Source organism: Pseudomonas sp. SJZ077, from assembly GCF_007993905.1.
In the GTDB taxonomy this organism is placed as follows: domain Bacteria; phylum Pseudomonadota; class Gammaproteobacteria; order Pseudomonadales; family Pseudomonadaceae; genus Aquipseudomonas; species Aquipseudomonas mandelii.
The window spans coordinates 71,709-92,228 of the sequence record NZ_VIUJ01000026.1 but is presented as its reverse complement, the minus strand read 5'-3'; the positions used below and the strand labels follow the sequence as shown (position 1 = coordinate 92,228).

General features: G+C 59.6%; 12 protein-coding genes. 8 read left to right on the top strand and 4 right to left on the bottom strand.

The genetic code is table 11. The features are described from left to right. Positions 1-225 precede the first annotated feature (225 nt). On the top strand, positions 226-444 hold the full coding sequence (locus FBY01_RS28170; protein ID WP_010460924.1) for a DUF2970 domain-containing protein: 219 nt from the start codon (positions 226-228) through the stop codon (positions 442-444). Here FBY01_RS28170 and FBY01_RS28165 read toward each other — a convergent pair. Beyond that, positions 441-1,514 (bottom strand): ABC transporter substrate-binding protein, encoded by a 1,074-nt coding sequence (locus FBY01_RS28165; protein ID WP_145310436.1) that lies wholly within the window; start codon positions 1,512-1,514, stop codon positions 441-443. The two genes, FBY01_RS28170 and FBY01_RS28165, sit on opposite strands and share 4 nt — an antisense overlap. A 524-nt stretch (positions 1,515-2,038) precedes the next feature. On the opposite strand from FBY01_RS28165, the gene FBY01_RS28160 reads away from it, so the two are divergent. Both FBY01_RS28160 and FBY01_RS28155 read left to right on the top strand, forming a co-directional pair. Then, positions 2,039-3,697 carry a nitrite/sulfite reductase gene (locus tag FBY01_RS28160; protein WP_145310434.1) on the top strand — a complete coding sequence of 553 codons (1,659 nt, stop codon included), beginning with the start codon at positions 2,039-2,041 and terminating at the stop codon, positions 3,695-3,697. Further along, positions 3,681-4,175 carry a DUF934 domain-containing protein gene (locus tag FBY01_RS28155; protein ID WP_145310432.1) on the top strand — a complete coding sequence of 165 codons (495 nt, stop codon included), beginning with the start codon at positions 3,681-3,683 and terminating at the stop codon, positions 4,173-4,175. The genes FBY01_RS28160 and FBY01_RS28155 overlap by 17 nt, the downstream gene beginning before the upstream one ends. Before the next feature lie 50 nt (positions 4,176-4,225). Here the strand turns inward: FBY01_RS28155 and FBY01_RS28150 are convergent, their stop codons facing one another. The 3 genes from FBY01_RS28150 to sohB all read right to left on the bottom strand — a co-directional run bounded on the left by FBY01_RS28150 (position 4,226) and on the right by sohB (position 14,049). Continuing rightward, positions 4,226-8,035 (bottom strand): dermonecrotic toxin domain-containing protein, encoded by a 3,810-nt coding sequence (locus tag FBY01_RS28150; RefSeq protein ID WP_145310430.1) that lies wholly within the window; start codon positions 8,033-8,035, stop codon positions 4,226-4,228. After that, positions 8,032-12,894 carry an NEL-type E3 ubiquitin ligase domain-containing protein gene (locus tag FBY01_RS28145; RefSeq protein WP_256664545.1) on the bottom strand — a complete coding sequence of 1,621 codons (4,863 nt, stop codon included), beginning with the start codon at positions 12,892-12,894 and terminating at the stop codon, positions 8,032-8,034. Before FBY01_RS28145 ends, FBY01_RS28150 begins: the two co-directional genes overlap by 4 nt. A gap of 132 nt (positions 12,895-13,026) precedes the next feature. Further along, positions 13,027-14,049 (bottom strand): protease SohB, encoded by a 1,023-nt coding sequence (gene sohB, locus FBY01_RS28140; protein WP_010460936.1) that lies wholly within the window; start codon positions 14,047-14,049, stop codon positions 13,027-13,029. Between the two features lie 204 nt (positions 14,050-14,253). On the opposite strand from sohB, the gene FBY01_RS28135 reads away from it, so the two are divergent. From FBY01_RS28135 to FBY01_RS28115, 5 genes are all read left to right on the top strand, one after another. Beyond that, positions 14,254-14,964, top strand: coding sequence for a histidine phosphatase family protein (locus FBY01_RS28135; protein ID WP_077749673.1), 711 nt, complete (start codon positions 14,254-14,256; stop codon positions 14,962-14,964). 64 nt (positions 14,965-15,028) lie between these two features. Then, entirely contained in the window at positions 15,029-15,343 is a 315-nt protein-coding gene (locus FBY01_RS28130) for an SCP2 sterol-binding domain-containing protein (protein ID WP_010460940.1), read from the top strand. Positions 15,344-15,637: 294 nt separating this feature from the next. Then, a complete protein-coding gene (locus FBY01_RS28125) occupies positions 15,638-17,485 on the top strand; it encodes an amidohydrolase (protein WP_145310440.1) in 1,848 nt (615 codons plus the stop codon). A 302-nt stretch (positions 17,486-17,787) separates the two neighbouring features. Continuing rightward, complete coding sequence (locus tag FBY01_RS28120; protein WP_145310428.1) at positions 17,788-19,512, top strand: hydrogenase maturation protein; 1,725 nt, start codon at positions 17,788-17,790, stop codon at positions 19,510-19,512. Between the two features lie 54 nt (positions 19,513-19,566). Next, positions 19,567-20,430, top strand: coding sequence for a LysR family transcriptional regulator (locus FBY01_RS28115; protein ID WP_010460947.1), 864 nt, complete (start codon positions 19,567-19,569; stop codon positions 20,428-20,430). The last annotated feature ends 90 nt before the right edge of the window (positions 20,431-20,520 follow it).

Genomic DNA, 20,520 nt, shown 5'->3' with positions numbered 1-20,520 from the left:
AATCTCCCACAGTCTGTACTGCGTCAACAGTCAGAATCGAGCCTTGTCCCTCCTCCTCCCTTCAAGTCCTACCATACAAGCGAGCCTGCTCGCGATGGCGATGTGACAGTCAACGAAAATGTTGAATGCTACGACCCCTTCGCTAGCAAGCTCGCTCCCACATTTGCTTTGTGCATGCTGCGGATTGTCTATGCTTACTCTTCACACATTGATGACGAGGGATTTATGGACGATCCAGTCGACAACAAGCCACCGACCTTCTGGCAGATGCTGCAAAGCGTCATGGCGGCGGCGTTCGGTGTGCAGAGCGGGAAGAATCGGGCGCGGGACTTCACACACGGCAAGCCAAGTCATTTCGTGATTCTGGGGATTCTGTTCACGGCGGTGTTTGCATTGACGCTGTTCGGCATCGTGCAACTGGTGGTGCATCTGGCGGGGCGTTAGCGCATCAGGGTTTGCAAGCTGAACGGATAGCGATAGGAGGTCGGCCGGCCCTTGGCCGACAGACGACGGAAATTCACCCCGTAATCCGGTGATGCGCCCATCGCCAGCAACCGCTTGGCGTGTGCCTTGTCGATCAGTTGCAATACCGGAATCAACCGGTCGCGCCCGCCGTACTGGTCCAGATCCACGCCCATTTCCACGTCATGCAACTCCACCAGCGCCCAACCGCCCAATGTGAAGTGCCCGCCCACCAACACGCTCAGGCGACCGTCGATCATCGCCTGCAATGCAGCGGGCGACGTGTTCACCCCGCTGAACAAGGCATCTTTGCCGGGCACGCCACCCGTCTCCGAATAGGCTTGCATGGCGCCAAACGCCATTTCGTCATTGGCAGACCACACCAACGAGACATTCGGGTAACGCCGGAACAACAATTTGGCCTGCTCATAGGCCCTTCCCCGGCTCCAGCCACCGTAAACCACTTGGCGCAAGCGCACTTGCGGGTGCTCGGCCAAGGCGCGCAGCATGCCTTGTTCGCGCAGTTGCGACGACGGCGTGATCTTCAGGCCGGAAAACGCCAGTAATTCGATGACCTGCCCAGGCGCCACGGGTGGATGCTGGCGAATCAGCTCCTTGAGCATCAGGTAGCCGCCCTCCTCATCGTTCGGCACCAGGCTGCCCAATCGATCGGAACGCTCGCCCAGCAGGCTCAGCTGATTGGCGGTCAGCGAAGCGTTGACCGTAAACAGCTTCACCCCGCTGCCTTGAGCCAGGCGCAGAATCTGTGGAGCGACATACTGTTCGTTGACGAACACCAGATAGTCCGGACGATCGGGACCTTGCAGGGCCAGGCGGGCTTGCGCCACGGTAAGCTCGGGCATGCGTTGGGAATACAGAATTCGCAGATCAATGCGCAGATCCTTGGCGGCCGCCTGCATGAATTGCGAATAGCTGATCCAGAAGGCCTCATCCGTCTTGCCCGGATTGAGGAACAACACCGACTCTGCATGCGCGACAGGGCCCCAAGCCGCGCCAAGCATCAGCAGGAAGGTGTAGACAAACTTCAACATTAACGCCCGAGCCCCCGGAAATTTTCGCCGCGCATTATAGCCAGCGAAGTCACGGCAAACGGCGTTTATTCCGGTTTTTGTCCGACAATCGTCGGAACCGGGCCCGGACGGGGTCGGTTATTGATGGCTGACCCAAAATACCGCAGTGCCCACGACCAGGATGATCAGGAACAGAATCGCCCAAGCATCGACCGTGCTATCAGGTTTTGTCGCTTTGGTAGGGTTGCTCATTGCATCGCCTCTTGTCGGTTTTATCGGTGATTGCATAAAGACTCGACCACAGTAAAGACGACGATTGCCCTCACGACAAATACGGGTTTATCAATAACGGATCTCGTTAGTCGTTTTGGTTCTTTACATATACTCAAACATCACTTTTGCGCATAACTGCAAACTGGTATCTTGCCCCGGCTCCGTAGGGAGTGCGCGGCCGTGCGCGCAGAATTGCCGAGGCAGCATCGGAGACCTCCAGGCGAAAAAACGCAACGGGATCCGACCGGCCCAAGCCTGAGAACAGGACTTATATGTACGTATATGACGAGTACGATCAGCGGATCATCGAGGACCGCGTCAAGCAGTTCCGTGATCAGACCCGACGCTATCTGGCAGGTGAGCTGAGCGAAGAAGAATTCCGCCCCCTGCGCCTGCAAAACGGGCTTTATATCCAACGCTTCGCGCCGATGTTGCGGGTGGCGGTGCCTTACGGCCAACTGACTTCGCGCCAGACGCGGATGATGGCCAAGATTGCCCGCGACTATGACAAGGGCTATGCCCACATCAGTACCCGGCAGAACGTCCAGTTCAACTGGCCGGCGCTGGAAGACATCCCGGACATTCTCGCTGAGCTGGCCACCGTGCAGATGCACGCGATCCAGACCAGCGGCAACTGCCTGCGTAACGTCACCACCGACCAGTTCGCCGGTGTCGCTGCCGATGAGCTGATTGACCCGCGCCCTTGGTGCGAGATCGTTCGCCAGTGGACCACGTTCCACCCGGAATTCGCCTACCTGCCGCGCAAGTTCAAGATCGCTATCAACGGTTCGACGTCTGACCGTGCGGCCATCGAAGTCCATGACATCGGGCTCGAGCCGGTGCACAACGCGGCCGGCGAACTCGGTTTCCGCGTGCTGGTGGGCGGTGGTCTCGGCCGTACACCGGTAGTGGGCGCGTTCATCAATGAATTCCTGCCGTGGCAAGACCTGTTGAGCTACCTCGACGCCATCCTGCGGGTCTACAACCGCTATGGCCGTCGTGACAACAAGTACAAGGCGCGGATCAAGATTCTGGTCAAGGCCCTGACGCCTGAAGTCTTCGCCCAGAAAGTCGACGCGGAAATGGAACACCTGCGCGGTGGCCAGACCACGTTGACCGAGGCCGAAGTGCATCGCGTCGCCAAACACTTCGTCGACCCGGACTACAAGGCCCTGGACAACCAGGCGGCCCAACTGGCCGAGCTCGACAAAGAACACCCGGGCTTCGCCCGCTGGCGCACCCGCAATACCCTGGCCCACAAAAAGCCGGGTTATGTCGCGGTGACCCTGTCCCTGAAGCCGACCGGCGTTGCGCCGGGCGACATCACCGACAAACAGCTCGACGCGGTGGCCGACCTGGCCGATCGCTACAGCTTCGGTCAACTGCGCACGTCCCACGAGCAGAACATCATCCTGGCCGACGTTGAACAGTCCCAACTGTTCGCGATGTGGGGCGAGTTGCGCGAGCAAGGTTTCGCCACGCCGAACATCGGCTTGCTGACCGACATCATCTGCTGCCCTGGCGGTGATTTCTGCTCGCTGGCCAACGCCAAGTCGATCCCGATCGCCGAGTCGATCCAGCGTCGTTTCGAAGACCTGGACTACCTGTTCGACATCGGCGAACTGGACCTGAACATCTCCGGCTGCATGAACGCCTGTGGTCACCACCACGTCGGCCACATCGGCATCCTCGGGGTGGACAAGAAAGGCGAAGAGTTCTACCAGGTCTCCCTCGGTGGCAGCGCGAGCCGCGACGCCAGCCTGGGCAAGATCCTCGGCCCGTCCTTCGCCCAGGAAGCCATGCCTGACGTAATCGAGAAACTGATCGACGTGTACATCGAACAACGTACCGAAGACGAGCGCTTCATCGACACCTATCAGCGTATTGGCATCGACCTCTTCAAGGAACGCGTCTATGCAGCGAATCATTAAGAACAACGAGGTCGTCGACGAAACCTGGCACTTGCTGCCCAAGGATTTCAACATCGACGAGATCAGCAACTGCGACGACCTGATCGTCCCGTTGCAGCTGTGGCGCGAACACAGTCGTATGCTCAAGGCCCGCGATGGCGGTCTTGGCGTGTGGCTGGATGCCGATGAAGAAGCCGAGGAAATCGGTGAAGACGTCGATCAGTTCCAAGTGATCGCCCTGAATTTCCCGGCCTTCACCGACGGGCGCAACTACTCCAACGCACGTCTGCTGCGTGACCGCTATGGCTTCAATGGCGAATTGCGGGCAATCGGCGATGTGCTGCGCGACCAGCTCTTTTACATGCACCGCTGCGGGTTCGACGCCTTTGCCATTCGCGCCGATAAAGACCCGTATGAAGCCCTTGAAGGTCTCAAGGACTTCTCGGTGACCTATCAGGCCGCCACCGACGAACCGCTGCCGTTGTTCCGTCGCCGCTGATACCGGCAAAACCTTGAACCCCGCCCGGGGTTCAAGGCGCCCTCCTTCGCTTAGAAACCCGCACGCGCCTCCAGCGCCCGGAATGCCGCCATCGGGTGATCGAAGCGCCCGCTCCCGCGAATTATCCGCCCCCACATCTCCTCTGAAGCATCGGCCTCTTGCAACAATCGCCAGACTCGCGCCTGAAGTGACAGGTAACTGACCCGAAAGTCGGCCGTCAGGCTCAGCCGGTCTATGACGGCTAAAAACCGCGTACCGGAGGGTTTACCTGCCAATCGCTGCCAAAGGGCTTGCCGGGACTGTTGCAACGCTTCGTCGCAGTCGCGCAACCACACCGTCGGCGTACCATAATCCGCGCCCGGAGCGCTCAGCCACAGATTGATGCCCGTCTGTTCACGATGACTGATCAACCGGTGCAGCGTGTCCTCGTCTGTCAACGGATTGCCCCATAGCAATACGCGGTCGTCCGCCACCGCCTGATTGATGATCGCGGGCGGAACCCGGGTAATACGGTTGTCGCGCAGGTCCAGCATCGTCAGATAAGGCTCATCCTTGACCCCGACAGGGCAGCGATTGATCGCCGTATTCCTCAGGTTGAGCTGGCGTAAATTGTTCATGCCCAGCACCACCGGCGGAACGCCCAACGGGTTGTCGCTCAGGTCCAGGGTTTGCAAGTGGGTCAGATCACTCAATTGTGAAGCGGCGCGCTCAGTGAATGCCAACTGTGTGGCTCGCAGATTGAGTGAGACCAGTTTCGGCAACTGCCCGATAACGGGCGGCAAGGCGCGCCCTGCGTCACCGCCCACGAAGAAAGGACGCAAATCGAAGCCTTCCAGATTCAACACTTCAAGGTTCGGAAAGCCCTCCAGGAACCCGTTCAGACTCTCGTGCTCGGTCAGGTGAAAACCATGCATCGACAATTCGATCACATCGTTGAGCCTGGCATTCAGCGTGGGTAATCGGTGAAAGTCCTCGAAGGTCAGGTCCAGCCTGACACCACGCAGTTGCCCGTCGACATAGACACGATCTTGCAGCGGCCCGCGTTTTTGCCAAATGGCGACAAGCTCCACGGCAAGCTCAGTCCTGACCCCGCGCTCCTGTTGCAGGGCGGTGTGCAGGACGTGGGCATTGTGCACGGCGATTTGCGCAGGGTTCATCCCCTCCGCCTCCTCATCGCCCATGGCCACGAAGGGAACGTCCATATCGGCAATGTCTTGTACCGCTTGATCGACCCATTCGGTCAAATCGACATTGAGCTGTTGCAGTTGCAGAGCCAGCAGGTCGATATACGCCTGCACCCTGCCCTCTGCCAGCAGCAACACCTGATCAATGCTCGCGTCGCTGATGTCCGGATAAATATCCTTGAACTGCAACTTGATCGCTTGCAACTTCAGGGCGTCACCCTGAGGGGTTGTCGGGTAACCGCCGCCGCGCAGTCCCTGCCGTTCAAAGGTCAACCCCGTGTCCAGCCTTTGCAGGCCGAGCAGGGTATCGGCACGGGACAATGCCCGATCGCCGAGGTTGAGCTGCAACGCCTTGGCCGGGTCTGGTGACGTGAGGTGCAACGCCGAGCGTTCCTCGTCCGTCAGCACGCCGAGGACCGCGTCATAGACATCCGTTTGCCGGCCTTGGCGCAGGTAACGGTTTCCCACCTTGATGATGTTTCGGCAGTGAGGGCTGTCAAGGGGGCCGCAACGATCAAGCACCCGGCCAGAGGACGCACCGTCGAGGACCTCGATGCGCAGGTCTTTCGGCCAGCCGGGCAGATTGTTCAGCGAGTGCAATGCCAGCGTGTCCGTCTCGGCATTCGCGACCGAGCGCAGGTAAAAGCCTTCATAGACCCGGTCGAGACGGACATGCTGTTGGTATTGCCGGGCTTTGCCGTCCAGTCGCGCGAATACCTGCCTGGCCTCGTTCGCATCTGGCAACGACGTGATGTCGATGCCATAGCGGTCGAGCATCTGCTCGATGGCGATTGTCGGCAGGTCGGGGTACTCGCGCTGAAATAGCCGGACCCATTCATGCTCCGACTTTTGCAGCGCTTCGTAGCGTTGGTTGAAAAGCACAGTGTCTGCTTCCAGACCGAGATCCTGATCGATCTTGAAGCGGCTGATGGTATCCGCCAATAAAGGGGTCGGTGGACGGCCCGTCTGCATCAACCGCAGCATGTCATCGTCGACCGCGCTGACCTTGGCGATCTGCGCCAGGACCTCATCGCTGAAGGAGGCCACCGAGGGGCCGATTCCACGGATCAATTCGATGCGAGGGTTCAAGGGCGTCGGCGCAACGGCCGGTTCCGACGCAGGACGGGCGCCCGGCTCTGCCGGATCGACGCTGGGCTCGCGGACGCGCTCCGCCATGCTATCGGCCTGCGCAGCGCTCCCATTGAGCGCTGACTCGGCACCCAGCATCGGCAACGCATTCAGCAAGCCAAACACCGTGCGTGTCCGGCCCTCCGAGCGTTGGCCCGGCGTTTTTCCATTGACCGCCTGATTCAGGCCATACCCGGCGTCAATGAGCCCGGCCAATGCCAGCACCCCCTCGCCTCCTGGGACAAACAAGGCGAGCGGACCAAACCGGTTGACCCATTGCACAACGGGTTCGACGACGGCGCTCAACTGATCCCGGTTGACCTGCGCATCGTCACGGATGGCCTGAAGCTCTGCCCGTGCGGCCTGTTTCATTGTCATTAGCAGGCGGGCAAAAGGGTCGGTCGCCGCCGCCGGATCATCGAAGCCGATGTAATCGTTCGGGTCCCAATAGCCATCGTTGTTGAAGAAACCGGCGTTGTTGCCCAGCCAATGTTTAGCCGGATAAATCGCCATGCCATCCAGCGCTGTCAGGACACCGGCGTGAAACGTTCCATCTTCGCGATCGTCTTCGGCAAAGTGACGGGCCAAGGCCTGTTTGGTCGCGTCGAGCTTGCCCTGCGTGGCAACCCACTGGCGCAACTGCGCGGTATTGGCGAATTCATGCAGCGGGGAAGAATTGCCAGGGACGTACACCAGCACACGGGCACTGACGGTGTCACGGAAGGCCCAGATATCGGTCGCGGTGTAGCGGTACAGTTTCAGAAGACCGAACTTGACGGTTGAAGGCACGCGAGTCGGTGCTTGCAGCTGCTCAAGGGTCAGCGTTTGCCAGGACTGATCGGCGGACAGACCTGCCGCCCGCATCGCCAGCGCCAGACCTTCTTGCGTCAGGCGTTGTTCATGTCGCTGCAACCAGGCCGCCATGACGAACGCCGCCTTTACCGACGTTCTCAATGCGGACGGTCTGGCCGCCACCTGCACAGCGTCGGCTGGCCATGCCTGATCGAGATACGCTTGGTACAGGTCCTTGAGCTCCAGCTCCCAGACCCATTTCTTGAAATCGGCGGGCCTGAGATTGAGCTGAGTCAGCGGCCCATATACCTGCGGGGTGGTCTGCCGGTAGATGCCTTCATAGGTCTGGTGATTGCCGCTGCCGTGATCGGCGAATTCGTCGACGTGCTCGACAATCCGAATCGTCGGTCCCACGTCCGGCGGCGTGTACAGGCCGAACGCCGTCTCGGCAAAACGCCCGTCACCCACCGTCTGGTCGTTGGACAGCAGCGCGTGCAGCAGCGACCGGGAACTTGCCACTCGTCCCTGCTCGAAACCGTTCTCGGCAGGATGACCCTTGTAATGGTAATCGAGCGTGACCAGCAAGGCCGTCTGCGGGTCGATGCCCGCGCCCCACTTTTGCTTGATCAGGCATTCGCCGAACTGGCCTGGGGATTGTGGCAAGGCGAGATCGATAACGGCTTTCAATTCATCACGCCATTTCGGCGACGCCGACGGTGTCGGGCTATCAGCAGACTCGTGAGCGATGTCGTTCATTGAGCGGCCCCCGAATGGCTGGGCCCCGGGACTGGCGGCGCAGGATGGCGCATCAGCGCCGCACCGGTGAGCTGCCTGATCAATGCCCGACGTTCATTTTTGAAGTTATCGAAAATGGCGTTCAGGCGTTCGGTGGCCACCGGACGGGTGAGTTCAGCCTGCCTCTCCACCTGCGCAAAATCTCGTGCCGAGCGGTCGGCGATTGCCAGGAAACGATCTGGATTTGACACCTCCAGATACTCCACCCAAAACCGTTGGATGATCATCCATTCCAGCAACGCGCTGGTGCGTTCGGTGGTCAGGACTTTCTGATAAGCCCGTTCCAGCGCCGCCGGCGCCACCTCGACATCCAACGCCGATGTCACCATTCTGGGCTGAGCCGGCAAGCTCAGGCGTTCGGCCAGCCCCACGCGATACGCCAGACTGATTTCCAGAGCTTGTTCGTAGCTTCCGGACTGTGGACCGGTGCGCGCATTGATATCCGCCAGCGCAAACCCCTCGACCTCATGCAGCCTGAACAACCCCCTGAGCAGGGTGATCAGTTGCTGCTCCACCGAAGCAGGCCCGGTAAGGGCTGCGGCCATGGCCCGATAAAACAACACCTGCACTTCCATCTCACTGAAGAGTGCGGAGTAGCCATCAGCGCTGAACCTTCCGACCCGGGCCAGACGAAACAGCCTGCGTCGCAAGCCATCATCTTCCGTCGCAGCCTCCACGACACTCCACACCCGCTGGCTGAAGTGGCTGAACAGTCGTTTGTAATCGGCCGTCTCGGACAGTTGCGCAAGCACAGTGAAAAATCCCCTGGACTCTGGATAGGCGCGCAATGAATCCCACAACCCGCGCTTGCGCCGGGTTTCGGTAGAGCCAAGCCCGGTCAGCCACGCGGAACTGTGAGCCTCGGTCGGCGAGTAAGCGCCTGAGCGACGGTAGTCCGAAGCAATGATCCCCAGGCTTACACCGGTCTTCTGCTGATGCACCACGACCTTTTTCAACGTGTCGGCGGACAGAGGATTGCCATACAGGTTGGTGCCTCTGTTTGGGACCGCATGCCCCTTAAAGACATCCTCAGGCAGGGTTTCGATCTGATTGTCTCGTAAATCCAGCTCACTCAGCCTGGGCAAACCGGAGGCGCCCAAAGGCCAGTTTTTTATCCCGGTGCCTTGCAGGTTCAGGTGTTCCAGATGCTGCAACTTGCTGACATCGGGAGCCCTCACAAGGTTTGGGTTAAACGCCAGGTTCACTGATTGCAGGCTGGTCATATCGGCCAATTGAGTCACCGACTCAGAGGTCAGTTGAATGAGGTTGTCGCTCAGGTCCAGATGGACCAACCCGGGCATTGAGCTCAACGCCAGCGGCAGCCTCGTCAGTTGATTGCCTCTCAATGACAAGCTTCGAAGAGTGCGGAAGTTTCTCAGGAAGGCGTTCAGCCCGGCGCTGGCGCCCACACCGTCCAGCACCAACCTCTCGACGTGGCTGAAGTCCCCGACGATAACCGGCAATTCGCCCAGAGGCTGGGCGTCAAAGCTGAGTGTGGAGCGTAGGTTAGCGCCCGCTTCACTCGCCTCGGGCTCGTTGCGCCAGCAGCGAATGATCGCCTGAGCGATGCGATATTTGCTGAGACGACTGACCTCCTGCCTTGAGCCATCGGGCCGCAGATACCAGGTTTGCCGACTGACCCAGTGACTCAGTACCTGCCTGATGGTCTGAAATTGCAGCCTCAACGCTTCCAGCTTCTTCAAGACGACCGTCACGTTCTGCCCCAGATCATTTACCAACGCGTGAATGCGAACCGGGGAATGCATCGGATACAGTTCCAGCGCCCTGCGGACCAGGACGTCTTGGGTGGTTTTGATGAGCACGGGTCTCGGTATAACGGGAGAAGACGACGTGGCGTGCCTGTCTGCCAGCCGCATGGGGGAGGTGTAGCCCGCTCGCGGGGGGCGTGCATCGATCAGTTCCGCGATGGCGGTTCGCCGTGTCAGGGCGAGCTGCGTTATTTTCTCTCGCAACGCTGCCCCGCCGTCGCTCAGGTTAACGCCCAGTGCTGTTTTGAGCGGCGTCGAGAGTCCATGCCAGAGGGCCTTGAAATACTGTTCGCGCGTGCGTCCCGCGAATGCGGTGGCGGGAGCAATGTCGTCGATCGACACGCTGTATCGATCAGGATGGACGTCGATCTGCAGCTTCTGCGCAGCGTCCGCCGATCCAATGCTGATCGACTCGCTTTGCGCACCTGACGAAGCCTGTAACTGAACCCTGGTATTACCCGTCCATCCCGGCAGTTGCTCAAGAGTGTCGAGCACCAGGCGGTCGGTGGCCAGCCCACCCACGGCATTAAGGTACAACCCTTCGTAAGCGCGACTGACCTGCACCCGTTGCAAATAACGACGGGCTTCCTCCGCCAGACGCAAGGGTACGTTGCCCTCCTCCAGGCTGCTCAACTCCGCAGCATCGGCATGCCGCACCAGTTCTTCGGCAATCGCCGAGGGCAACTGGGCCATCTTGTCGATCAACACCGTGACCCGGGCATCAGCCGGTACTTCAGTACGTTTGTAAATCCGCTCGAACAGCGCGAGTTTGCTGCTTTCGGCTTGATCGGCAATGAGCTTTGTCAGGGCCTTTGCCCGCGCGCTCGCGTCCTGGGTAGTGGAGCCCAGAAGGCTTTGGCGTTGGGCGCTGTCCATGGCTGTCAGCAGCGAGGTGTGTAATTGGCCCTTATGCAAAGCATCCTGATTGAGGCTGACGGTTTTCCCCGGTAACGCCGTGGCCGCGCCATAGAAACCCGTTTGCCTGCCTGCGGCAGTGACAACTTTGATGGCCGAGTTGTCTGGCCAATGACGGGACGTCGTCAGCAGGTGCAATTGCAGATCCGGGTCTGCCAAGACTGCCGACGACGGGGTTTTCAACTGCTCGATAAAGTCGGTGACCGCAGCATCCGCCCGAAACCGCTGCACTGTATCGACCAGCAGTGCCGGTGGCCGGCTGCGGTCGACGTGTGCCTGGCGCAAGACCGTGTCCTCGATCCCGCAGACGGCAAGGATGTGCGTCGCCGTGGTATCGGGCACCTTGTCGCGGGTGTAACCGAAACGGCGAAACAATTTTAGCCGATCCCATTCTTGCGGCAGCTCAGAGTCATGGCGCCACGCCCCGACATCGTTGGTTTCGAGCTCGGGTGAATAGGTGCCGCCGCTCCCCACCGGGGCAATCACCTCCCACAGGTCCGTCGCCGTTTTTGGCCGCACGGCATACAGATGTGTATCGATTGGAAGGTACGCCTGACCGTCCATCCAGTGCAGTCCTCTCGCATCCGCTGCGAGTGCCGGGGGTAACCGTCGGCTCTGTTGATACACCGTAAGATCGGGATTCCACAGACGGCCCCGAGCGTCCACACCCGGGACCTTTCTCAGGCGCTCGATGAAGACGGATGTCCTGATGTTTTTAAACGCGGTACCAACAGCCGCCGAACCAGCGGCAAACGCGGCCATCAGGATCAGGTTTTCGATGGTATCGAACAGATAATCCGTGGCTTGCTCCTGCTCGCCCCTGGACCAACTGGCCACGCCTTCATACACCTCCGACAGCAACTGCATCACCGTCACAGCCAAGAGGATGTGGCCAACAAACGGCACAAACGATGCGCCGAACAACAGGACGTTAAGGCTGATGGCCTTGTAGGTCTCCAGCCTGTCCAGTCGGGATTTTTCGTCTTCGTCGTCCGTGGGCACCACCAGAAGCCGGGCATCGGCGATGACCTGATTCGCATACTGACGAAAAATTTCCTCGAACATGTCGCCTTGTATGTCCACACCCGACAGCGACACGTAGACACTGGTCGCGGGAAGCGGCGAGGAAACGGGGACGGACAAGCGTTTTTCAAGAGCTTGCAGAAACGCGGACCGTTCACCCAGCTTGATGTAGCGCATGAAGAATTTCTGGAACGCGGAGGTTCTCAGACGCTTACTCAATTCCACCTCGAAATCCGTGAAGGACGCGTATTCCTTCAACGGGTGCAGCGGGTCATCCGGCAGGTAGACCACGCAGCGGTAATCGTCATCGTCATGTTCCTCGACCGGCCCGATAAACATCGCGCCATTGACCGTGACATCAAACATTTCCAACGCCTGGTAACCCAGCGTGTGGTTGCCAAGTTTGACGGGGCGCTGTTCCTTGACTGACTTCAATGCCTGGTGCATTTCGACACTGATGGCTTTTTTCATCAGCGCGACATGCCGCTGTACTTCAAAGCTGTTCTTGGCGTGTGCAACATACTTGTTAGATAAGTGGTTGATACCGGACGCTGGTTCAAACAGTGATTTGACATGCGCCTGGTATTGTTTTCCAAGATCAAGTTTGCGGCACAACGCGGCGAACTCATGCGGCTCTATCGATAAGACTTTATTGACTGTGCCGGTGATGGTTTGCGGGATATAAATTAACGATGTATCGCTATAGTTTCCGGCCAGTGTTTCGCTGAGTTCAAAATTTTCACAGGCGGCCGACAGCAGATCCCGATCAATCGGCAGCACCAGTTTCTTGCGAAGTCCCAGCAGGCTGGACGTTGATCGCACGTGCTGAAAAATGACGCCCTGCGTATCCAGTGGCGTACCCAGCTTGTCCGACATGGCTTGAGCCAGTAGGGGGCGACAGACGCTTTCAGGCGATTTGAAGCCTTTCAGGAGGTCGGCAAGTTCACCTCTTGAACGATGGCTGGCGGTCAGGCTTTCATAAAGTTCACTTCGCCGTTGACTTGAGGCAGTCAACAACCAGGCAGGAGCATTACTTTTAATCAGATCAAAAAAGACACCCTGTTGATCTGGCGTCAACACAGGCGTGTTTGAGTTTGTGGGCGGAGAAGACATTGTGATCACTCGAAACTGACTAGGATCGCTAGCCTATCGAGCCACTTTTTTAAAAAGCGCTATCTATATACCGCCACAAAAAAACGGTCGCTTTCACTGCAAGGCAGTGCAAGCGACCGTTAATTTAAAGTGTTACCAAAAGCGTTGCTGGGTCAACCGGCTCCACCAGCTCAGCAATACGCGATCCACCGACCCACTGGCCGCCATCCCGATACGCTCTTGCAGGCTTTTGCGTTCGGCGTAATGCAAATGGTACAGCTCCGACTTCTTCGCTCGTTCAGCGAGGTATTCGTCGCTGGTCTTGAGTTCGTCCACCAGTTGCTTGTCCAGCGCGGCGATGCCAAGCCAGATTTCACCGGTGGCCACTTCGTCAATGGCCAGTTGCGGGCGATAACGCGAGACGAAGTTCTTGAACAGCTGGTGGGTGATGTCCAGGTCTTCCTGAAACTTCTCGCGGCCTTTCTCAGTGTTTTCGCCAAACACAGTCAAGGTGCGCTTGTATTCGCCGGCGGTCAGGACTTCGAAGTCGATGTCGTGCTTTTTCAGCAAGCGATTGACGTTAGGCAACTGCGCCACGACGCCGATCGAACCCAGAATCGCAAACGGGGCGCTGATGATCTTCTCGCCGATACACGCCATCATGTAGCCGCCACTGGCCGCGACCTTGTCGATGCAGATGGTCAACGGCACGCCGGCATCGCGGATGCGCGCCAGTTGCGAGGACGCCAGGCCGTAGCTGTGAACCATGCCGCCGCCGCTTTCCAGACGCAGTACCACTTCGTCTTTAGGCGTCGCCAACGTCAACAGTGCCGTGATCTCGTGGCGCAGACTTTCAGTGGCCGACGCCTTGATGTCGCCGTCGAAATCCAGCACGAATACCCGCGGCTTGGCCTCGGGTTTCTTCTTTTGTTTTTTATCGGTTTTAGCCTGGGACTTGCGCAAGGCCTTGAGCTGGTCCTTGTCGAGCAAGGTTTGCTCCAGGCGTTCGCGCAGCTCTTTGTAGAAATCATTCAGCTTGCTGACTTGCAACTGGCCGGCCGATTTGCGCCGACCTTTGCTGCGCAGCGCCGCGAAACTGGCCAGGACCACCAGAATGGCGATCACCAGTGTCACGGTCTTGGCCAGGAAACTGGCGTACTCGGACAAAAACTCCACAGTGACTCCTTCAAAACGATGCGCGGCTTAAAACACGCGCGGGACAACGCCAGCATACCCATGCTCCGCCTCGGCGGCCAGCCGTGAAACCTCTGGCAACAGGCCTGTAACGGGCATTTCAAACAAGCGTATGTTTTTTCATTGACAGCTCACTGTCATCCTCATAACCTCGCCAAACCTTCAACGTACCGGGATGACGCGGACGTGGGCAGCATCTATCTGATTCGACATGGCCAGGCCTCCTTTGGTGCAGACGACTATGACGTCCTGTCGCCGACCGGTGTTCGCCAGGCAGAAATCCTCGGCCAGCACCTCGCCGAGCTGGGTGTCAGCTTTGACCGCTGCCTCTCGGGCGACTTGCGCCGTCAGCAGCACACCGCCACCAGCGCGCTGGAACAGTTCGCTGCCGTGGGCTTGCCGGTGCCGACCCTGGAAATCGATTCCGCCTTCAACGAATTCGACGCCGACGCGGTGATCCGCGCGCTGCTGCCGGCCATGCTGGAGGATGAACCCGAAGCCCTGGACATCCTGCGCAATGCCGCGCAAAACCGCGCCGAGTTCCAGCGCATCTTCGCCCTGATCATCGAGCGCTGGCTCGCCGGCACCTATGACACGCCGGGGCTTGAAAGCTGGCTTGGGTTTGTCGAACGCGTACAGGCCGGTCTGCACCGCCTCCTCGAAAGCGCCGACAACACCCAGAAAATCGCCGTGTTCACCTCCGGTGGCACCATCACTGCCCTGCTCCACCTCATTACTCAGATGCCCGCAAGGCAGGCATTTGAACTGAACTGGCAAATCGTAAACACCTCGCTCAACCTGCTGAAGTTTCGCGGTCGCGAGGTGGCACTGTCTTCTTTCAACAGTCATGCGCACTTGCAGCTGTTGAAGGCACCGGAACTCATCACGTTTCGCTGAGTCCGGACTATTGTGACCCTGGCTGTAATCACCCAGCTCTAATTACCCAAGAAAGGATCGAACCATGACCTCCGTAGCTGATGCCGTACAAGCAATGAAAGCCAAGTTCAACCCAGCCGCCGCTGCCGGTCTGGACCTGGTATTCGGTTTCCGCATCGACGATACCCAGAATTTCTCGCTGGTCGTCAAAGATGGCGCCTGCGAGCTGCAGGAAGGCGAAAATCCTGACGCCCAGGTCACTCTGGTGATGGACGGCGAAACCCTGCAAGGCATCGTCGACGGTTCGACCGACGGCATGCAAGCGTTCATGGGCGGCAAACTGCGCGCTGAAGGCGACATGATGCTGGCCATGAAACTGTCCGAGCTGTTCCCAAGCTAAGACGGCGGTTCCCGTCTTCGGGAACCTCTCTGGCTGCACACGAATCCCGCCCCTTGTGGCGGGATTCGTCGTTTTCCGCCCCCGCAAATCGGCTACCGGTGAATTTGCCGTCTATATTCCTTGTGGCCGCATGCGTCAGACATCGGCTGTTTGCCCCTCGATGAATTGACGGAGCGCACTGCCATGAGTCCACCTGACAACCACGAAGGTCTGAACCGCCGACGTGTACTGCAAGGCCTTTCGGCAGGCGCCGTCGGTGCCTGGATCAGCCCGCTCATCGCAGGGAGTAAAACCATGCCCGACACCCCGGCCGACCTCATTCTGTACAACGGACGCCTGCACACCGTCGACCGCAAGAAACCCCAGGCCAGCGCCGTCGCGATCAAGGACGGACGCTTCGTGGTAGTCGGCAGCGACGCCCAGGCCATGGCCCTGCAAGGCCCCGGCACACAGGTCGTCGACTTGCACGGACGCACGGTGATTCCCGGCCTCAACGACTCGCACCTGCACCTTATCCGCGGTGGCTTGAACTACAACCTCGAACTGCGCTGGGAAGGCGTGCCGTCGCTGGTCGATGCCCTGCGCCTGCTCAAGGACCAGGCCGACCGCACGCCCACACCGCAATGGGTGCGGGTGGTCGGTGGCTGGAACGAATTCCAGTTTGCCGAGAAGCGCCTGCCGACGATTGATGAACTGAACAAAGCCGCACCGGACACCCCGGTGTTCGTGCTGCACCTTTACGACCGCGCCCTGCTCAACCGCGCGGCGCTGAAAGTGGTCGGTTATACCCGCGACACGCCGAACCCGCCGGGCGGCGAAATCCAGCGGGACGCTAATGGTGATCCCACCGGCATGCTGATCGCCCGCCCGAACGCGATGATTCTCTACTCGACCCTGGCCAAGGGGCCGAAGTTGCCGCTGGACTATCAGGTCAACTCGACCCGCCAGTTCATGCGCGAACTCAATCGCCTCGGCGTGACCAGCGCCATCGATGCCGGCGGCGGTTATCAGAATTACCCGGACGACTATCAAGTCATTCAGCAACTGGCCAAAGACCAGCAACTCACCGTGCGCATCGCCTACAACCTGTTCACACAGAAACCCAAGGAAGAGCTGACCGACTTCAAAAACTGGACCAGCACCTCCCATTACGGCCAGGGCGACGATTTCCTGCGGCACAACGGTGCCGGGGAAATGCTGGTGTTTTCGGCGGCCGACTTCGAAGACTTCCTCGAACCACGCCCGGACTTGCCGCAAACCATGGAACAGGAGTTGGAACCAGTGGTGCGGCATCTGGTGGAACAGCGCTGGCCATTCCGCCTGCATGCCACCTACAACGAATCCATCAGCCGCATGCTCGACGTGTTCGAGAAGGTCAATCGCGACATTCCGTTCGACGGTTTACCGTGGTTTTTCGATCATGCGGAAACCATCACCCCGCGGAACATCGAGCGGGTCAAAGCCTTGGGCGGAGGCATCGCCATTCAGGATCGCATGGCTTTCCAGGGCGAATACTTCGTCGACCGCTATGGCGCCAAAGCCGCCGAACACACGCCGCCGATTGCGCGCATGCTCGCCGAAGGCATTCCGGTGGGGGCCGGCACCGATGCCACGCGGGTGTCCAGCTACAACCCCTGGACATCGATGTATTGGCTGGTCAGCGGCCGCACCGTTGGCGGACTGGAACTGTACCCGCAAGGCTTGAGCCGCGATACGGCGCTGGAACTCTTCACCCACGGCAGCGCCTGGTTTTCGTCCGAACAAGGCAAGAAAGGCCAGATCAAGGTCGGGCAACTGGCGGATCTGATTGCACTGTCGGCGGACTATTTCCACATCGACGATGAAGCGATCAAATGGATCGAGTCGGTGCTGACCATTGTCGACGGCAAGATCGTCTACGGCAGCGTCGAGTTTGAAAAACTCGGGCCGCCGCCGATTCCTGTGGTGCCCGAGTGGTCGCCCGTCGCCAAGGTGCCGGGCCACTGGAAGCCCGTGGCGCCACTGACGGCGCAGGTGCATCAATGCATCGGCGCGTGCGCGGTGCATGCGCACAGCCACGAGCGGGCGCGATTGTCGTCAGCGCCGGTCAGCGACTTTCAGGGGTTCTGGGGCGCGTTTGGCTGTTCGTGTTTTGCGTTTTGAACAATGATTCCCACACACCCACTGGGGGTCTGCCTCAGGCATGACTCCCAGGCTGTAGCCGCACTCGCGAATCCCCCCTTCTTTAGCGACCGCCGACATCGCAAACTCGTCTAAAAAACTGTTAGTTCTTACAGGTGCCAGCACAAGGACGTCGGCCCTATTCTTTCAAGTGACAGCAAGTCGGAATGGTTTGACCCACATCAAGGTCCAGCGCCTGTCATTCCCGCAACCTAACTTGCATCGAAAGCCAATGAAGGCTTATTCGAGGCTGATGGCCGGCCATTCTCAAGGAAGAGTCAAACATGCGTTCACTCAACATTATTCTGTTGTCATCGGCATTCAATGGTCTGAGCCAAAGGGCCTGGCTCGAATTGCGCGAGTTGGGACATAGCCCCAGCGTAGTGCTGTTCACCGACGAGAAAGCTGTCTGCGAGCAGATTGAGCAGTCGGGGGCCGACCTGGTGATTTGCCCCTTCCTCAAGGACCGGGTGCCGCAACTCCTGTGGAGCAACCGTGATCGCCCGGTGGTGATTATCCATCCGGGCATTGTCGGTGACCGGGGCGCCAGCGCACTGGATTGGGCCATTACCCGTGAGCTGACCCGCTGGGGTGTCACCGCGCTTCAAGCCGTGGAAGACATGGATGCCGGGCCGGTCTGGTCTACGTGCGAATTCAACCTCCCCCAAGGGCTGCGCAAATCCGAGCTGTATAACGGCCCGGTCAGCGATGCGGCGATCCGCTGCATTCGTGATGTCGTGGACAAATTCATCGACGGTTATGAGCCCGTACCGGTCGAACATCATCCCCGGGTGATGGGCCACTTGCAGCCGAACATGAACCAGGCTGATCGGACCTTCGGTTGGCATGACTGCTCGCGATTCATCAAACGCTGCATCGACGCAGCGGACGGGCAACCTGGCGTATTGGCGAGCCTGGCAGATGGTCAGTATTACGTGTACGACGCCCATCTGGACTCACGCAGCGGCACACCTGGAGACATTCTGGCGGTGCGCGACGACGCGATACTGGTCGCCACCGGCGATCACAGTGTGTGGATCGGTTCGATGCGACGCAAACCCCGGCCGGGCGAAGAAACCTTCAAACGTCCTGCCCGGCATGTACTCGCTGCTCAACTGAATAACGTGCCCATCCTCCACGGATCGATCGCCTCGTCCCCTGACACCGAAACCTATCAACCGATCCGCTACCGTGAATCGGGGACTGTCGGCGAGCTCACTTTCGAGTTTTATAACGGCGCCATGAGCACCGAGCAATGCCAGCGACTGGTCACCGCTCTGCGCTGGGCCAAGACCCGAGATACCCAGGTGCTGCTGATCAAGGGTGGGCGCGGCAGTTTCTCCAATGGCGTGCACCTCAACGTGATCCAGGCTGCCGAGGCGCCGGGGCTGGAGGCCTGGGCCAATATCCAGGCGATCGACGACGTCTGCGAAGAGATGCTCAGCGCCCGGCAACTGGTGGTCAGCGGCCTGACGGGCAGTGCCGGGGCTGGCGGCGTGATGCTGGCGCTGGCCGCAGATATTGTCTTCGCCCGCGCGGATATCGTCCTCAACCCGCACTACAAAACCATGGGGCTGTATGGCTCTGAATACTGGACCTACAGCCTGCCCCGCGCCGTCGGTCCGCGGATGGCGGAAAAACTTTGCGAGGAGTGCCTGCCGGTCAGCGCGACGCATGCCATGCAACTGGGCATGGTTCAGGAAATCGGCCCACGCTGTCCGGACGCGTTCGGCCGGTGGTTGTTGCAACGGGCGGGCAATGCGCTGACCGATCCGGCGTATGCCGCTGTGCGCGAGCGCAAGAGCCGGCTCGATACGCAACTCATGCAGCACTGCAGAAACGCCGAGCTGGCGGCGATGGAACTGGACATGGTGCACGACCGCAAACAGTTCGCCGAGAAGTGCCGACATTTTGTGTTCAAGCGCAAGGCGTGCGGCACACCGGTGCGGCTGGTGGCGCAGTGGGCACGCCAGCGCAGCCGGACGCAGCCGTTGGCCGCTGCTACATAAGCCGGCCCCCGCAGATCCGTTTACAATGCCGGCACCTCCCGCACCGGCCGCCCCATGGACATTGATCTCGCTCGCACCTTTCTGGAAATTGTTCGCCACGGCAGCCTGGCTGCCGCGGCGGAAAAACTTCACGTCACCCAGACCGCAATCACGGCGCGCGTGCAAAAACTCGAGAGCCAGCTGGGCAGCACGTTATTCGTGCGCAACCGTGCCGGTGCGCGGCTGACACCCAATGGCGAGGCCTTTGTGGTGTACGCCAATCAACTGGTCGAGACCTGGGAAGCCGCGCGGCGGGACTTGCCGTTGCCCGACGGTTACCGCGATGTGCTGCACATTGGCGGCGAGGTCAGTCTGTGCAATCCGCTGATGCTCAGTTGGGCCGGCGAACTGCGCGAGAAGATTCCCAGTCACGCCTTGCGCATGGAAATCCGCGACGGCGAGACCCTGCTGCGCCAACTGGAACTGGGGGTGCTGGACGCGGCGCTGGTCTATCAGCCCGAATATTGGCCGCGCCTGCAAGTCGAGCAGATCCTCGAAGAAAAACTCATCCTGGTACGCCTCGCCGGGCAGCCCGATCCTTATGTGTACATCGACTGGGGTCCGGACTTCCGCCGCCAGCACGATGCCGCCCTGCCGGAAAAAGCCAAGGCCGCCCTGAGCTTTAACCTCGGCCCCCTGGCCTTGCAATACATTCTGGAAAACGGCGGCAGCGGCTACTTCCGTACACGCGTGGTGCAGAGTTACCTCGAAAGCGGCGTGCTGGAGCCCGTGCCCAAAGCCCCGGAATTCAGTTACCCGACCTACCTGGTTTACTCGCGGGATCGCGACTCGGCGACCCTGCAACGGGCCTTCGATTTACTGCGTGAAGTGATCAAGATCGACGACGACTGGTCCCAGCGCTGGAATCCGCTGACCTGAATACACCGGATCATGGCGCTTGTGTCATCCAGGTTTGCTCAAGCTTGCGCGGGCAGATCAGCTAATCTGCTGGTGATAACAATAAGCAGA

Coding starts and splice junctions, on each gene's coding strand:
- FBY01_RS28150 (WP_145310430.1), bottom strand. CDS start 8,035: ATGAACGACATCGCTCACGAGTCTGCTGATAGCCCGACACCGTCGGCG.
- FBY01_RS28155 (WP_145310432.1), top strand. CDS start 3,681: ATGCAGCGAATCATTAAGAACAACGAGGTCGTCGACGAAACCTGGCAC.
- FBY01_RS28115 (WP_010460947.1), top strand. CDS start 19,567: ATGGACATTGATCTCGCTCGCACCTTTCTGGAAATTGTTCGCCACGGC.
- FBY01_RS28125 (WP_145310440.1), top strand. CDS start 15,638: ATGCCCGACACCCCGGCCGACCTCATTCTGTACAACGGACGCCTGCAC.
- FBY01_RS28120 (WP_145310428.1), top strand. CDS start 17,788: ATGCGTTCACTCAACATTATTCTGTTGTCATCGGCATTCAATGGTCTG.
- FBY01_RS28130 (WP_010460940.1), top strand. CDS start 15,029: ATGACCTCCGTAGCTGATGCCGTACAAGCAATGAAAGCCAAGTTCAAC.
- FBY01_RS28145 (WP_256664545.1), bottom strand. CDS start 12,894: ATGTCTTCTCCGCCCACAAACTCAAACACGCCTGTGTTGACGCCAGAT.
- FBY01_RS28165 (WP_145310436.1), bottom strand. CDS start 1,514: ATGTTGAAGTTTGTCTACACCTTCCTGCTGATGCTTGGCGCGGCTTGG.
- FBY01_RS28160 (WP_145310434.1), top strand. CDS start 2,039: ATGTACGTATATGACGAGTACGATCAGCGGATCATCGAGGACCGCGTC.
- FBY01_RS28170 (WP_010460924.1), top strand. CDS start 226: ATGGACGATCCAGTCGACAACAAGCCACCGACCTTCTGGCAGATGCTG.